Origin of the sequence: Methylobacterium sp. C25 (assembly GCF_021352225.1) — a bacterium.
In the GTDB taxonomy this organism is placed as follows: domain Bacteria; phylum Pseudomonadota; class Alphaproteobacteria; order Rhizobiales; family Beijerinckiaceae; genus Methylobacterium.
The window spans coordinates 685,052-699,804 of sequence record NZ_JAAUVI010000001.1; the positions used below are offsets into that span (position 1 = coordinate 685,052).

The 14,753-nt window shown below is 68.0% G+C and carries 11 protein-coding genes; 6 read left to right on the forward strand and 5 right to left on the reverse strand.

Features of this window, described 5'->3' with window-relative positions; genetic code table 11:
• The first annotated feature begins 4 nt into the window (after nucleotides 1-4).
• The 3 genes from HCU64_RS03235 (at nucleotide 5) to addB (ending at nucleotide 4,417) form a co-directional block, all read left to right on the forward strand.
• Nucleotides 5-430, forward strand: coding sequence for a VOC family protein (locus HCU64_RS03235; protein WP_233382332.1), 426 nt, complete (start codon nucleotides 5-7; stop codon nucleotides 428-430).
• Between the two features lie 93 nt (nucleotides 431-523).
• Entirely contained in the window at nucleotides 524-1,270 is a 747-nt protein-coding gene (locus HCU64_RS03240; protein ID WP_233382333.1) for a nucleotidyltransferase family protein, read from the forward strand.
• Nucleotides 1,271-1,306: 36 nt separating this feature from the next.
• A complete protein-coding gene (gene addB / locus HCU64_RS03245; protein WP_233382334.1) occupies nucleotides 1,307-4,417 on the forward strand; it encodes a double-strand break repair protein AddB in 3,111 nt (1,036 codons plus the stop codon).
• Here the strand turns inward: addB and murJ are convergent, their stop codons facing one another.
• Both murJ and HCU64_RS03255 read right to left on the reverse strand, forming a co-directional pair.
• Nucleotides 4,418-5,947, reverse strand: a complete 1,530-nt coding sequence (murJ, locus tag HCU64_RS03250) for a murein biosynthesis integral membrane protein MurJ (RefSeq protein WP_233382335.1) — start codon at nucleotides 5,945-5,947, stop codon at nucleotides 4,418-4,420.
• Between the two features lie 250 nt (nucleotides 5,948-6,197).
• Complete coding sequence (locus HCU64_RS03255) at nucleotides 6,198-6,794, reverse strand: superoxide dismutase (RefSeq protein ID WP_233382336.1); 597 nt, start codon at nucleotides 6,792-6,794, stop codon at nucleotides 6,198-6,200.
• A gap of 265 nt (nucleotides 6,795-7,059) precedes the next feature.
• Between HCU64_RS03255 and HCU64_RS03260 the strand changes: the two genes are divergently transcribed.
• Nucleotides 7,060-7,977: a hypothetical protein gene (locus HCU64_RS03260; protein WP_233382337.1), complete on the forward strand. Its 918-nt coding sequence runs from the start codon at nucleotides 7,060-7,062 to the stop codon at nucleotides 7,975-7,977.
• 31 nt (nucleotides 7,978-8,008) lie between these two features.
• Here HCU64_RS03260 and HCU64_RS03265 read toward each other — a convergent pair whose 3' ends face one another.
• The 3 genes from HCU64_RS03265 to HCU64_RS03275 form a co-directional block, all read right to left on the reverse strand.
• Entirely contained in the window at nucleotides 8,009-9,766 is a 1,758-nt protein-coding gene (locus tag HCU64_RS03265) for an HWE histidine kinase domain-containing protein (protein ID WP_442785895.1), read from the reverse strand.
• Nucleotides 9,767-10,002: 236 nt separating this feature from the next.
• On the reverse strand, nucleotides 10,003-11,481 hold the full coding sequence (locus tag HCU64_RS03270; RefSeq protein WP_442785896.1) for a M48 family metalloprotease: 1,479 nt from the start codon (nucleotides 11,479-11,481) through the stop codon (nucleotides 10,003-10,005).
• A 6-nt stretch (nucleotides 11,482-11,487) separates the two neighbouring features.
• Nucleotides 11,488-12,297, reverse strand: a complete 810-nt coding sequence (locus HCU64_RS03275; protein WP_233382339.1) for a DNA-binding protein — start codon at nucleotides 12,295-12,297, stop codon at nucleotides 11,488-11,490.
• Nucleotides 12,298-12,954: 657 nt separating this feature from the next.
• On the opposite strand from HCU64_RS03275, the gene HCU64_RS03280 reads away from it, so the two are divergent.
• Together HCU64_RS03280 and metK are read left to right on the forward strand one after the other, a co-directional pair.
• Nucleotides 12,955-13,365 carry a helix-turn-helix domain-containing protein gene (locus tag HCU64_RS03280; RefSeq protein WP_233382900.1) on the forward strand — a complete coding sequence of 137 codons (411 nt, stop codon included), beginning with the start codon at nucleotides 12,955-12,957 and terminating at the stop codon, nucleotides 13,363-13,365.
• 137 nt (nucleotides 13,366-13,502) lie between these two features.
• On the forward strand, nucleotides 13,503-14,678 hold the full coding sequence (gene metK / locus HCU64_RS03285) for a methionine adenosyltransferase (RefSeq protein ID WP_233382340.1): 1,176 nt from the start codon (nucleotides 13,503-13,505) through the stop codon (nucleotides 14,676-14,678).
• Nucleotides 14,679-14,753: the final 75 nt, after the last annotated feature.

The window sequence follows — 14,753 nt, forward strand, 5'->3', positions numbered from 1 at the left end:
CGTCATGCAGCCGCGCCTGACCCTGATCACCCTCGGCACGGACGATCTGCCCCGCGCGATCCGGTTCTACGAGGCACTCGGCTGGTCGCGCTCGGTGAAGGAGGCCGAAGGCGTCGCCTTCTTCCAGCTCGGCGGCCTCGCGCTCTCGCTCTACCCCCGCGAACACCTCGCGCGGGATGCCGGCCTGCCCGTGGAGGGCAGCGGCTTTCGCGGCTTCTCGCTCGCCTACAACACGGCGAGTCGAGAGGAGACCGATGCGGTCCTCGCCAAGTCCGTCGAAGCGGGAGCGACGCTGGTGAAGGCCGGGCACGACGTATTCTGGGGCGGCTATATCGGCTACTTCGCCGATCCCGACGGCTTCCTCTGGGAGGTTGCCTGGAATCCGGACTTCACCCTGTTGCCCGACGGCAGCATGCGGCTCCCGGACTAAACGATCGCCGCCATCTTCGCTTGACGCGGGAAGCGCCGTGAACAGGATGCCGCGGCACGGCCTGTGCCTGTGCCTTCGAGAGAGCCGGCCGGTATGAGCGACGCCCCCCAACAGCCCGCGATCTCGCGCGCCTTCGTCCTCGCGGCCGGTCTCGGCAAGCGGATGCGCCCGATTACCGCGACGGTGCCCAAGCCCCTCGTCGAGGTCGCCGGCAAGGCGTTGATCGACCATGCGCTCGACCGGGCTGCGGAAGGCGGCATCCGCGAGGCCGTCGTCAACATCCACTGGCTCGCCGACCAGATGGAGGGCCATCTCGGCCGCCGCACCGAGGCTCCGTCCATCACCATATCCGACGAGCGCGACGCGCTGCTCGAGACGGGCGGCGGCGTGAAGAAGGCGCTCGCCCATTTCGGCGAGGAGCCCTTCGTGATCTTCAACTCCGACTCGTTCTGGCTGGAAGGCCCTCGGCCCAACCTGTCCCGTCTCATCGAGACCTGGGACCCGGACGCGATGGACATCCTGCTCCTCGTCGCCCCCACCGCGACGAGCCTCGGCTATGAGGGCGCCGGCGACTTTTTCATGGACCCCGACAGTCGCTTGTCCTGGCGCGGTGAGCGCGAGGTGGCGCCTTTCATCTATGCGGGCGTCGCGATCGTGAAGCCCGAACTCTTCGCGGATACGCCGGACGGCTCGTTCTCCCTCACTCTGCTGTTCGGCCGCGCCATCGAGCGCCAGCGCCTCTACGGCCTTCGCCTTGACGGCCAATGGCTCCATGTCGGCACGCCGGAAGCCATTGCCGCCGCCGAGGCACGGGTGAAAGAGAGCGCGACGGCGCCGTAGGGCATCGAACGGCGGTCGGTGCTAGAAGACGCGCGCATGCCCGCGTCTCACATCTTCACGATCCCGCCCGGCGTCCCGTTCCTGCCGACACTGGCGGAGGCGTTGGTCTCCGGGCAGCTCGTGGGCGATGTCGGGGCCGATCCCTTCGCGCTCGGTACGGTCACCCTCTATCTGCCGACGCGGCGCGCCGTGCCGGCCTTGTCGGCGATCCTGTCGGAGAAGCTCGGGCAGGCGGCCCTGCTGCCGCGGATGATCCCGCTCGGCGAGGCCGACGAAGCGGAGCTCGATCTCGCGGCGAGCCCGCAGCTCGAGACTGCCGCTCAGGCGCTGAACCCAGCGATGCCGCCGCTGGAGCGCCGGCTGATCCTGTCACGGCTAGTGCAGAGCTGGTCGAGTTCGATCGACCGCAACCTGCTGCCGATCAGCGACGACGTCCCCTTCCTAGTGCCCTCGTCTCCGGCCGACTCCCTCTGCCTCGCCGCGGATCTGGAACGGCTGATGGATGCGATCACCGTCGAGGGCCTGCCGTGGAAGGAGATCGGCGCTGCGGTCGAGGAAGAGCATTCGCGCTATTTCGGCCTGACCCTCGACTTCCTGCGGATCGCAGCCGAGCATTGGCCGCAAATCCTCGCAGAGCGCGGATTGAGCGACCCCGTTGCCCGCTCGCGTCTGATGGTACTGGCCGAAGCCGAGCGGCTGCGCCGCGAGAGACCGTCCGATCCGGTCATCGTCGCCGGCTCGACGGGCTCGGTCCCAGCCACCGCCAAGCTCATCGCGGCGATCGCCTCGCTCCCCCGCGGCGCCGTGGTGCTGCCTGGCCTCGACCAGAGCCTCGACGCAGAGGGCTGGGACGCGATTGAGACGGACGAGGACATCGCACACAGCCATCCGCAAGCCATCCTTCATCGGCTGCTCGGGCCGGGCTGTCTCGATGTCGACCGCGCGGACGTCGTCTCCCTCGGCGCGCCATCGCCCGCCGCGGAGGCTCGGCAGATGGCGCTGTCCCAGGCGCTGCGTCCGGCAGAGACCACCGACGCCTGGGCGGAGATCGACACCGACGTGCGCATCGCCACCGCGGGCCGAGGCCTCGACGGCATCGCCGTGGTCGAGACCTTGGACGAGCGTGAGGAAGCCCTGGTGATCGCGCTGGCGATGCGCGAGACGCTGGAAACGCCCGGTGCCACGGCAGCCCTCGTCACGCCGGACCGTATGCTGGCGATGCGCGTTTCGGCAGAGCTGGCCCGCTGGCGCATCACAGCGGAGGATTCAGCCGGCGCGAGCCTCGCCCGCGCACCGGCCGGACGTTTCGCCCGACTCGTCGCCGAACTCGCCGTGGCCGTCGAGCCGGCACGGGTCATCGCATTGCTGTCGCATCCCTTCACCCGCCTTGGGCTGACGCGCGGGGACGTGGTGCGCGGGGCGGCCGCCTTGGAGATCGGGACATTGCGCGGGCCGGCCCCACGTCCGGGTTTCGTAGGCCTTCGCGAAGCGATCGGCGCGGCAAGATCGGGAATCGGCCGCGTGCCGCGCGCGCGTCGGCGGCTGAAAGCCATCGACTGGGATCTGGCCGAGACGCTCATCGAGCGTCTCGACGCAGCTTTCGCAGGCTTTGCCGGTGCCAGCGATGACGCCTGCAATCTCGTCGGCATCGCAGAGCATCACCGCGCGACCTGCGAGCGCTTGATGGACGTTGCGGCCGGCGACGCCTCCGGGGCGCCCGACGATCCCTCTCTCGATGCGCTCGACAGCCTGTTCGACGATCTCGGTTTCGCCACCACCGAGGAATTGGCCGGAAAGCTGCGCGACTATCCGGCTTTCTTCGCCGCCCTCGCCCAGGATCGCACCATCGTCGCGATGCCGGCGGCCGTGCATCCACGGCTGCGCATCCTCGGATTGCTCGAGGCGCGCCTCCTGAGCGTCGACCGCATCATCCTCGGCGGGCTCGACGAAGGTGTCTGGCCGATGCGGACCAAGACCGACGCCTTTCTCAACCGGCCGATGCGTATCCGCGTCGGACTGAACCCGCCGGAGCGGCGTATCGGCCAAAGCGCGCACGATTTCGTGCAGGCGCTCGGCTGCCACGACGCCGTGATCACCCGAGCCGCCAAACGCGAGGGCACGCCGACGGTGCCCTCGCGCTTCCTGCAGCGATTGCGGGCCTTTTCGGGCGAGGAGGCCTGGCAGGTCTCGGTCAAAGCGGGCCAGCGCCTGCGCGATTACGCCGTCGCCATCGACAGCAGCGGCGATGGCCGCGCACCGCGCCTGACCCGGCCGGCGCCGAAGCCGGACCCGTCACTGTTTCCGCGCAGCCTCAGTGTCACCCGCATCGAGCGGCTGGTCCGCGACCCCTATTCGATCTTCGCGGAATACGTGCTCGGCCTCGAAGCCCTCGACGATCTCGCCGTGCCGCCCGGTGCCAGCGAACGCGGCACCCTGGTTCACGACGTCATGGCGAAGTTCGTCGGGCTCTATCCCGATGCCATCGACGATCCGGACCGGGCCAAGGCGGATCTCGACCGGCTGGCCGAGGACGAGTTCGCCTGGATCAAACGCGACTATCCCGAACTATACGCCGAGTGGTTTCCGCGCTTCCAGCGCATGGCCGCGACCTTCCTGAACTGGGAACGCGCCCGCCGGCCCGAGCTAGCGCAGATCCGTCCTGAGATCGGGGGCAAGTGGACCATCCCGCTGGGCCAGGAAAGCTTCGCCCTGACCGGGCGCGCCGACCGCATCGAAGCGCGTCAGGACGGCACTTACTGCATCGTCGACTTCAAGACGGGCGCGCCGCCGAGCAACAAGACGGTCTTTGCCGGCTTCTCGCCACAGCTCACGCTGGAGGCTGCCATGCTGATGCACGGCGCCTTCGATGGGATGAAGGCCACGACGACGCCGGACCTGCTCTACGTCCATGCTTCGGGCGGGCGCGACCCGTTCCGCCCCGTGCCGGTGAAGCCGCCGCAGGGAGAAGCGCGCACCGTGGACGCTATCGTCGACGAGCATGTCGCGCGGCTGCGCGGCCTGATCGCGCGGTTCATGACCGGCGAGGCCGCCTATGTCTCGCGGCCCTACCCGCAATATGCCCGCGCCTACAACGAGTACGACCACCTCGCCCGCGTGCTGGAATGGTCGCTGGCCGGCGAGGAGTAATCAGGCCCGCCTGAGCCGCAGCCCGAACGCGGCGAGAACGGCGACAAGGGCCCCTGCATAGGCGACCGCCCCTGCAACGCCGAGCACCGAGAGCACCGCGATCTCGCGCAGATGCGGTAGCGGCGGCACGATCTGCTCGGCGAAGGGCAGCCCGTAGACCGCGAGCGCGGCCAGCACCCCGCAGGCGATCGTCACGCCGAGCACCGTCACCCCGAGCGTCCGGCCCGGCGCCGTCCAGCCGCGGCGCAGGGCCATTCCGTAGAGCAGAATCAGGTTGATCCACTGGCCGACGGCGGTGGCCAGGGCGAGGCCCGTGACGCCGTAGGGGCCGGTGAGGACGATCTTGAGCAGCACGTTGACCGCGATGCCGGTGAGCGAGGCGACGAGAGGCGTCACCGTGTCCTGGCGCGCGTAGAAGCTCGCCACGGCGCTTCGCACCAGCACGACGGCCGGCAGCGAGACCCCGTAGGCCGCCAGCACCGAGGCCGAGCGGGCGGCGTCCTCCGCGGAGAAGGCGCCTCGCTGGAACAAAGCGGCCATGATCAGGCCCGGTAGGGTCAGGAAGGCCACCGTGAACGGGGCCGACAGCGCCAGCGAGAACCCGGCGGCCCGGTTCTGCGCCGCATGGGCTCCGGCCGCGTCCCCCGCCGCCAGCCGCCGGCTCATCTCGGGGAGCAGCACGGTGCCGGCCGCGATGGCGATGACGCCGAAGGGGAGCTGGTAGAGCCGGTCGGCATAGTAGAGCGCCGAGACCGCGCCCACCGGCAGGAAGCTTGCGATGATCGTGTCGGCGAAGGAGGCGATCTGGAACCCCGCCGAGCCGACCACCGCGGGTCCGAGCACCTTGAAGAAGCGGCGCATGTCGGGGTCACGCAGCGTCGGGCGCGTCGCGTTCGGGGCGAAGCCGCCGCGGCGGCAGGCCCACCAGACCAGGGCGAATTGAAGCACGCCGGAGACCGTGACGCCCCAGGCCGCAGCGTAGCCCGCATTCGGAAACAGGCCGACCAGCGCCAAAGCCGCCAGCATCGCCAGGTTCAGGAGCACCGGCGCCCCCGCCGCCACCGCGAACTTGCGATGGGCGTTCAGCACACCGGAAAACAGCGTCACCAGCGTCATGAAAAGCAGGTAGGGGAAGGTGATCCGCGTCAGCGACACCGCGAGATCGAAGCGCTGGGCATCCTGCGAAAAGCCCGGCGCGAGCGCCTGCACCACCCACGGCATAGCCGGCCACGCGAGGGCCAGCAGGGCCACCTGAACGATCAGCATCAGCGTGAAGACGCGATCGGCGAAGCGTGTGGCGGCCCCGGCTTCTCCCGCCTCCTCCAGCCGCGCATAGGCCGGCACAAAGGCAGTGTTGAAGGCACCCTCGCCGAAGATCGCACGGAAATGGTTCGGCAGGCGGAATGCGACGACGAAGGCGTCGGCGATCGGTCCAGCGCCCATGATCGCCGCCATCACCACGTCGCGGGCAAAGCCCGTCACCCGCGAGACCAGCGTCCAGCCACCGACGGAGAGGATCGAGCGGATCATGCGTGTCGCTGGATTGATGTCGGCGAGAAATGATGGATTCGCACGCGCAGCCTCGCCTCCCGGACGCCCTCAACCGCCTCGGGACGAGGTGGCGCAAACGACGCCTCCTGGCGCGTGGCAGGTCTAAGCGTCGCGCGGCGCCGCGCGCAAGCGGCCGATCCGCCGCTGCAATGGATCGAAACGAAAGAAGCCGCCCCCGAGCAGGGACGGCTTCGATCTCACTTCGCCGAAACGGCAGTGCTGAGCCGGCTTATTTCGCCTCGCCGTAAAGCTTCTCGACGTATTCCCAGTTGATCATGTTCTCGACGAAGGCCTTGAGGTAGTCGGGCCGACGGTTGCGATAGTCGATGTAGTAGGAGTGCTCCCAGACATCGACACCGAGGATCGGCTTGGCGCCATGCACCAGCGGGTTCTCGCCGTTCGGGGTCTTCATGATGGCGAGCTTGCCGTCCTTCACCGCGACCCAGGCCCAGCCGGAGCCGAACTGGCCGATGCCGGCCTGGACGAAGTCGGCCTTGAACTTCTCGTAGCCGCCGAGATCCTCGTCGATCTTCTTGGCGAGCGCCGCCGGGGGCTGACCGCCGCCATTGGGCTTCAGCCAGTTCCAGAAATGGAGGTGGTTGAAGTGCTGCGCGGCGTTGTTGAAGAGCGGCTGGTTCGAGCCGTGCGAGGCCTTGACGATCTCCTCGAGGCTCTTGCCTTCAAGCTCGCTGCCTTCGAGCAGCTTGTTGGCGGTATCGACATAGGCCTTGTGGTGCTTGTCGTGGTGAAACTCGAGGGTTTCCTTCGACATGTAGGGGCCGAGCGCGTCGTAGGCGTAGGGAAGCTCTGGCAGGGTCAGGGTCATCTGGTCACTCCGTGTCGGTTGAGCCCCGGGGCCTGGATCGGTCTTCGCGCACGGTGGGTGCGTGTGGCCTCTCGGGACGACCGGCTTGTAGGTAAGTCACGCCGCCGCCTCGGCAACGCCGCAATGTCGCATGATCGTCCTGCGTCGATCGTGCGGCTGTGCGCAAGCCCGCCGCATCCGGTCACGCAATTTTGAAAAAGCACCTCAAAGCTTTATCCTCGCCGCATCACCCGCAGCCCTCGCTGCGGCCGTACATGAGTATCCCATGATCGTCGCGCTGTTTGCGCTCAGCCTCGTCATGATCCTCGGCGGCATCGCCGCGGTGACGCAGGGCTTCCCCTACGTCCGCCTCGAGAGTGGGCAAGTCCTGGTGATGGGCGGTGCCACGGCAGCGTCCGCAGGCGCAGTGCTGCTCGGCATCGCCATGGCGCTCATCGAGGTGAGGCGGCTCATCTCGCGGCTCGGCCAGCGCCACGGCGGCGACGCCGCGTCCGAACCGGCTCTCGATGCGACGGCTGCCCCGCTGCGTGCGCCCGCCATCGAGGATACCCCGCACGTCTCGATCGGACCGGCCGCGGCCACGGCCGGCGCGGCCGGCCTCGCCGGCGTTGCGCTCGGAGCGGCGCGCGACATGTTCAGCCGCGACCGTCGACCATCCCTCGATACGCCTCCCGCCCAATCCTTCGACGCCGAGCCACCGCTGCCGGATCTGATCCCTCCTGCCGTGCCCGGGCCAGTGCCACCACCCGCTCCGGGCGAGCCGGTATCACCGGACGAGGACTTGTTCGCTTCGCCCGACGACCGCCTCGGGCAAGGCGCGCGCGCCGCTGCCGATCTGCCGATCGACGAGAAGGCCCCCGAACCTGCCGCAGAGCCCGATCCGGCTCAAGAAGAACTCGCGTTGCGGCCGGCCCTCGACGCGCCGGCCGCTGAAGCTGAGGCCACCGCCGTGGTTGCGACCACGCTCCCCGAAGAGGTCTCGATTAAAGAGGCAGAGGCGCAGAAACCCGAGGAGCTACAGGTTGTCGGGACCTACTCGTCCGGCGCCAACACTTACGTCATGTTTGCCAATGGGACGATCCAGGCGGACACGCCGCGCGGGCATTTCACGTTCCAGTCGCTCGACGAGCTGAAGGCCTTCGTGGATTCCGGCGGAGAGGCGAGCACCCGCGGAGCGGCCTGATCCGCAGACCACACATCGTCTGCAATACGCGTCAGACCAACGGATTAAGCGCTGCGTTCCGACCGGGCAGAGGCGCCTGCATGACCAGGCGGAATCCATCAGCGGCGTACTCGCTCTCCACATGAGCCTGGACCTGCGTGGTCAATACCCGCTGCAGCAGGCGTGAGCCAAACCCCTGGCGCGACGGCTTGGTGACGAGCGGTCCGTCACTCTCTCGCCAGACCAGATGCAGGTTGCCGGCCTCGCCACCCGGGACGATCGACCAGCTCACGCTGATGCGGCCCTGTCGCGTCGAGAGCGCGCCGTACTTCGCCGCGTTGGTGGTGAGTTCGTGGATCGCCATGCCGATCGGTACGGCGACGTCCGACGGGAGATCGACTTCCGGTCCGTCGAGAGTGACGCGGGATTCGAGGCCGCCGTCGTCGCCTGTCCCGAGATAGGGAGCCAGCTCGTTCGCCAGCAGGCCGTGCAGACTCGCCGTCTGCCAGGTGTCCTCGGTCAGCACCGAATGCGTGTGCGAGAGCGATTTGATGCGTCCGACGAAGGCTTCGTAGAAGCTGTCGATGCTGGTCGCGGTGCGCGCGGTCGAACCGACGATCGCCTGCACCGTGGCCAGCGTATTCTTCACCCGGTGGTGCAGTTCGCGGATCAGCAGGCTCTGGCGTTCCTGCGCGTCACGACGGTCGGTGACGTCGGCGATCACCCCGATCAGGCGCGTCGGCAACTGCCCCGGGGCGTCGCGCTCGAAGCGGCCTGCCATCTCGATGCTGCGCCAGGCGCCGGTTTCGAAATGTCTGATACGGCCGGATACCTGGAGGATACCGTCCTTGCGCAAAGCCTTGGTGATCTCTCGGCGCACCTTGGTCCGATCCTCGGGATGGACGATCTCCTTGAGGAACTCGCCCTTGCCGAGGCCGCCATCCTCCCGCCGGCGCCCGAAGATCTCGAACATGCGTTCGTTCTCCCACAGCGCTGCATCGTCGAGCAGGTGCCATTCGAAGATGCCGAGTTCGGCCAGCGAGGTGGCGACGCGCAGGCGCTGCTCGCGTTCACGCAACAGCCGCTGCGCTTCGAGGCGCTGCGTGACGTTGCGGACGACGCCAACCATACCGCTGAGCGTCCCGTCAGCGCCGTAAGTCGGCTGGCCGCGCACGCCGATGGCGATCTCCACGCCGTCGCCGCCACGGACGAACCGGCTCTCGAACTCCCAGGGCTCGCGACGGGCCAACGCCGAGGTCACGGACTGATAGACGCGCTGGTAGTCCCGAGGGGAAAAGCCAGTCTGCATCGTGGCCCATCGCGCGGAGCGGCCGGCCGGGTAGCCGAGGATCTCGCCGGCGCGGCGCGAGAGCGAGACTTGGCCGCGCGTCGCCTCCCATCGCCATTCGCCGAGGCCGGCAGCCACGACGGCGTCGCGGTTCTGCTCGGCCCGGACGAGTTCGTCGGCGTCGACCGGCTCGACCACGGCGACGAGGTCGGGTTCACCTCCTGCCCGCGCCGCCGACGTGATCGTCAGTCGCAGGTCGACGCCTTCGCCGTCAGCCCTGCGCCAACGCCGGATGCCGGGCGCAAGCACCGGCGTGCGGTCGGTGAGCAGCTTCGTGACGGGCGCGCCGACGAGGCTGCCGGGCGTGTAGCCGAGAAGGCGGCAGAGGAAAGGGTTGGCATCGCGCAGAGTCCGGCCGTCCGCGGCGATCAGCGCGAGGCCGACGGACGCCGCCGAGAACACCACCTCATGCAGGCCGGGAGCGGGCGGAGCCGCCCGGTCGTCCTCGCCACTGTCTTCCAAGACGCAACCTCGTTCAGCGGGCACACAGCCGTGCTGTCGGGCGGAAATGGGTCGCTCGCCAGCCCTGTCCAGCGGAGCGCGCGCACCATGGACGTCACAGCGTGCAACGGCAAGGCTTGGGCAGAGGCGGTTCGAGGTTCGGTTTCCGCTTCCGTCTTCGCAGCCTAGGAATGGCGGGATCGAGAGCGCTCTCCCACCATCTGGCCGCTGTCGGGTCCCTTCGGCAGATCGACCCCTTACTCTTCGATCAGCTTGTAGCCCTGGCCCGGTCTGAGGGCTGTGCCCCGTTCGAGCCCGTTCAGGGCGAGGAAGCGATCGAGCGCACGATCGGGCACGACCATACGGGCGGCGAGTTGCTCAGCCGTATCTCCCGACGACGCCGTGACGATGCGCAGGTGCAACGGCTTCAGGGAGCGCGCCTCGTCCGGATCGACGCCCGAGAGGCTTTCGACCCAGCGCCGGAAGGCGGCATCGGGGTCGGCCGAGCCTTTGGCGGCCATGATCATGCGGAATGTACTCTCGCCGACGCGGATGGCGGCGAGGCGGAAGGTCCAGTCCTTACCCTTCGAGACCGCAAACACCGCCGGGCGACCACCGACGATCCGATTCTCGATGGAGGCGGCATCGATCCCGTCGTTCCAGGTCGCCTTGAGGACGTCTTCGAGGCTGCGGCCGGTGCTGCTCTCGACCTGATCAAACAGGATGCGGCGGCTTCCGTCCCGGGTGGTGCCGAGGACCGCGTTGCGGGTGTTCTCGATGGCAATGCCATCGGGGATCTCGAAGGCGATACCGAGACTCGGATGCAGGAAGCGGTTGCCGCGCACCATGCCATCGCCCGGATTATCGCCGTAAGCGATGCCGTCGATCGCCGCGAGGAACCGCGCCCGCTCGTCGACACCGAGCCCCGGCGCGCCGATCCGCCGTGCGGCCCGGGTGACAAGGTTGATCCGCTCCGCCGTGCCCGGATGGGTCGCGAGCATATCCGGTTCGGCTCCTGATCCGGTGCCGTTCTTCAGCGCGGTACTGCGGTTGAGCGCATTCAGAAAACGAGCGGCACCGAAGGGATCGAATCCGGCCCCAGCCAGCGTTTTCACACCCGCCGCATCCGCCTCCAGTTCCTGGTCGCGGGAGAAGCGCGCCAAGGTGACCTTCGACTGGCTCTCCATCTGTGCGCCCGTGGCCGGGTCGTTCAGAACGTCGGCGACGACGCGGCTGACGAGCTGCGAGCGGAGCGCCATCTCGGTGCGAGCCGTAGCATGACGCAGAGTGACGTGGGCGATCTCGTGGGCGAGCACGGCCGCGACTTCGGAGGTGTCCGAGGCAAGGGCGACGAGACCGCGAGTCACGTAAAGTCGGCCACTCGGCAGCGCGAAGGCGTTGATCACGGGCGAATCGAGCAGCGTGACGGCATAGGCCTCGTCCGGCCTTTCACTCGCGCGCACCAAGCGGTCAGTGACTTCAGTCAGGAGCCGGAGTGTGGCGGGCGCACGGTACTCGCCGCCGAAGGAAGCGACGAGCTTGGCGTGGTCGGCCTCGTCGGCCATGCGCCTCCCGGTGGTCCGCGGCGCCTGGGCGGGCACGGAGATCGTGGCCGGCGCGAGGATCGTGCCGGTCTGTTCGCCTGCGCATCCTCCGAGCGCAGCGGCTAGCCCGCCGAGCGCGATCAGGCGCCGTGCGAGTCTCATCCACGATCGATGCTGCAGAGCCCCAACCATCACCCGTCAGCGCGTCAGCGCCCGCTCCCCTTCCAGCACCTCGAGCATGTCCGTGCTCACGATCTCGAGGACCGGCCCTCGCCGAACCTCCAGTCTGCCGCGAACCCGCGCGAGGCGCCCCCTCAGCGTGGCGGCAGTCAAACCACGCTCGCGCATGATCCGCCAAGTGCGTTTCGTCACGGTTACGGTCAAGCCGTCTGCCGACCGTCTCACGAAGTCCAGATAGGTGCGCTCGGTTCGCTCACCGACGCCGACGATCCGGCCCTCGGCGACGACGAAGCGCCCTGCCTGTGTCGCAAGTGCCGGGCCGTCGCGGGCGTCTAGGACTGGATCGCGCCATACACCCCGCCGCGCGAGCCGTGGTTCGCCTTCGAGCGCAATCAAGTCAGCACGGCAGAAAAGATCGCTCTCGCCGGCATCTGCGTGGGCGAGGCCGGCGGCGACGAGGCCGGTGGCGAGATCCGCGGGCTCGTCGGCATCGGAAGTGGGCTCGACGACGGCATCGATGCGCGCGCGGCCCCAGCGGTCGGCCTCGCCGCGCTGGCTGATCGCCAGCTCCCTGCCGCGGAAGCCGGCAAGATAGGCAGCGGCCTGCGCCGCGTCCGGCTCGGTCTCGGGCCAATGGATGCCATCGAGGATCGCCCGCGTGCCAGAGCCCAGCACCAACTCTCCACGACGGCCGACGGCATCGAGGCGATCCTCTCGCAGATCGGAGGCCCGACAGGAATCCGGCGCGATGCGTGACGCGGCCGCCGCCGGCAGGATTGCCAGCAAGAAGATCAGGCAGGCGCCGGCAGGGACGGAGGATCGTGACACGGAGGGTCGAACCGGTATCGATGCGGCGGACGGGAGGCCAAGGGTGAGCCCGAAGCAGATCTTCACGACCATCTGCGGCAGTTCTTCGACCGTGTGGGGGCATTTCCCGCAAAGGTTGCTTCCGCAGGCCGGCCAAGCGCTCGATCAACCGGCAGCCATCTTCCGCAAGCGGCCAGTTGGCGCTGCTCCGCCGCGATGCTATGGCAGTCGCGGTTGTCTCCGTAGCTCAGCTGGACAGAGCACAGGTTTCCTAGAGAAAATTGGGCGCCGCGAGGGGAAACCGCGCGGCGGATCCGCTCAAAGTCGGGGAAAGCTGAAAGCGCTCGCAAGGGCGCCTGCCAATCCCGAGCCAAGCCTGCGATCGCCGCAGGAAGGTGTAGAGACTAGACGGGCGGCACCTAAAGGCTTCGGCGCGAAGCTCATGGTGAAGGGATAGTCCAGGCCACGAACACCCGAAGGACAACCCTAGGGTGGCGGCGAAAGCCGAAGTGGTATGAAACCTGGGGTCGCAGGTTCGAGCCCTGCCGGGGACGCCAACCACTCATTTTTAACGCAGAATTAGTTGTCTTTTTATCTTTTGTTATGATTTAGATCTTGCGCAGTGCCGAGATCGTCCCGAAAGATCTGGCATGGGGACAGGGCTGCGCAGGACGCGAGATGGCCGGGCAAAAAACCGACGCGCGAGATATCTATCTCGGCCAACGGATGGCGGAGGAGCGTAAACGCCGCTCGCTGACACAGCGCAAGGTCGCTCAAAGCTTCGGCATGTCTGCGGCGCAGCTCCAGAAATACGAGAAAGGCATCAATCGGGTCAGCGCGATCCATCTCGAGATCCTGAGCCGAATGACCGGCGTGCCTTTGTCGGAATTTTTCACCGAAATCCCTCACCTCGACGACGTCCCCGATCGCGGCTTCGCCGATGCGGAGCAACGGACCTTTTCCTCGGACGAGCCCTGGGCTGGGCTAGCCGCCGTGGTCGTCCAGCACGTCTCCGACCACTTCGACGAGCCGCGACGGCGCGATTTTGGTCTCGTGATCGATGCGCTCCAGCGCCAGCTGAGCCGGTGATCCCTTTCTGGAGTCGTTCGATATAGCGGACGATTTCGTCAGATCGGGTTGACCGTTTTTTTGGGGGGTGCGAGAAGCTTTGGCTTCTGGGTCAAGCGCCGCGGTGTGTCTGGCGCGCCCGTCATCGGGGGTGCTGCATGCCTCGTTCCGACTTCCTGTTCACGAGTGAGTCCGTCTCGGAAGGCCACCCCGACAAGGTGAGCGACCGGATCTCGGATACCGTCGTCGACGCCTATCTCGCGGCGATGCCCGAGGCCCGCCTCGGCGTCGAGACGCTGACCACCACGAACCGCGTGGTCATCGCCGGCGAGGTCCGCGGCCCCGATTCCGTGACCTTCAAGGACCTGGAAGAGCTCTCCCGCGAGGCCGTGAAGGACATCGGCTACGAACAGGACGGCTTCCACTGGAAGAACAACGACGTCCAGATCTACCTGCACGCCCAGTCCGCCGACATCGCCCAGGGCGTCGACGCGGCCGGCAACAAGGACGAGGGCGCAGGCGACCAGGGCATCATGTTCGGCTACGCCTCGGACGAGACCCCGTCCCTGATGCCGGCCCCGATCTACTACGCCCACAAGATCCTCAAGGACCTCGCCGACGCGCGGAAAGCCAAGCAGGGCGACGCCGCCAAGCTCGGCCCCGACGCCAAGAGCCAGGTGACGGTGCGCTACGCCAACGGCCGCCCGGTCGAGGCCACGCAGATCGTGCTCTCCACCCAGCACCTCGACGAGTCCCTCGACTCGGCCGACGTGCGCGCCATCGTCGAGCCCTATATCCGCGCGGCCCTGCCGAAGGACTGGATCACCGAAGGCACCGTCTGGCACGTGAACCCGACGGGCAAGTTCGTGATCGGCGGTCCCGACGGCGATGCCGGCCTCACCGGCAGAAAAATCATCGTCGACACCTACGGTGGCGCGGCCCCGCATGGCGGCGGCGCCTTCTCCGGCAAGGATCCGACCAAGGTCGACCGTTCGGCGGCCTACGCGGCCCGCTACCTCGCCAAGAACGTCGTCGCGGCCGGCCTCGCCAGCAAGGCGACGATCCAGCTCTCCTACGCGATCGGCGTCTCCAAGCCGCTCTCGATCTATGTCGACCTGCACGGCACCGGCAACGTCGACGAGGCCAAGCTCGAGGCCGTCCTGAACGACGCCATCGACCTGTCGCCCCGCGGCATCCGCACGGCGCTGCAGCTCAACAAGCCGATCTACGCCCGCACCGCGGCCTACGGCCATTTCGGCCGCGAGCCCGACGCCGATGGCGGCTTCTCCTGGGAGAAGACGGACCTGGCCGACAAGCTGAAGTCGGCCTTCTAAAACCCTCCTCCGTCATTGCGAGCAAAGCGAGGCCATCCAGGGCCACACCCGCGAACGCGGCGTGTCGGCCCTCTG

Bases quoted from the DNA above. Each gene is read 5' to 3' on its own strand.
- HCU64_RS03235 (WP_233382332.1), top strand. From the start codon at position 5: ATGCAGCCGCGCCTGACCCTGATCACCCTCGGCACGGACGATCTGCCC.
- HCU64_RS03240 (WP_233382333.1), top strand. From the start codon at position 524: ATGAGCGACGCCCCCCAACAGCCCGCGATCTCGCGCGCCTTCGTCCTC.
- addB (WP_233382334.1), top strand. From the start codon at position 1,307: ATGCCCGCGTCTCACATCTTCACGATCCCGCCCGGCGTCCCGTTCCTG.
- murJ (WP_233382335.1), bottom strand. From the start codon at position 5,947: ATGATCCGCTCGATCCTCTCCGTCGGTGGCTGGACGCTGGTCTCGCGG.
- HCU64_RS03255 (WP_233382336.1), bottom strand. From the start codon at position 6,794: ATGACCCTGACCCTGCCAGAGCTTCCCTACGCCTACGACGCGCTCGGC.
- HCU64_RS03260 (WP_233382337.1), top strand. From the start codon at position 7,060: ATGATCGTCGCGCTGTTTGCGCTCAGCCTCGTCATGATCCTCGGCGGC.
- HCU64_RS03270 (WP_442785896.1), bottom strand. From the start codon at position 11,481: ATGGTTGGGGCTCTGCAGCATCGATCGTGGATGAGACTCGCACGGCGC.
- HCU64_RS03280 (WP_233382900.1), top strand. From the start codon at position 12,955: ATGGCCGGGCAAAAAACCGACGCGCGAGATATCTATCTCGGCCAACGG.
- metK (WP_233382340.1), top strand. From the start codon at position 13,503: ATGCCTCGTTCCGACTTCCTGTTCACGAGTGAGTCCGTCTCGGAAGGC.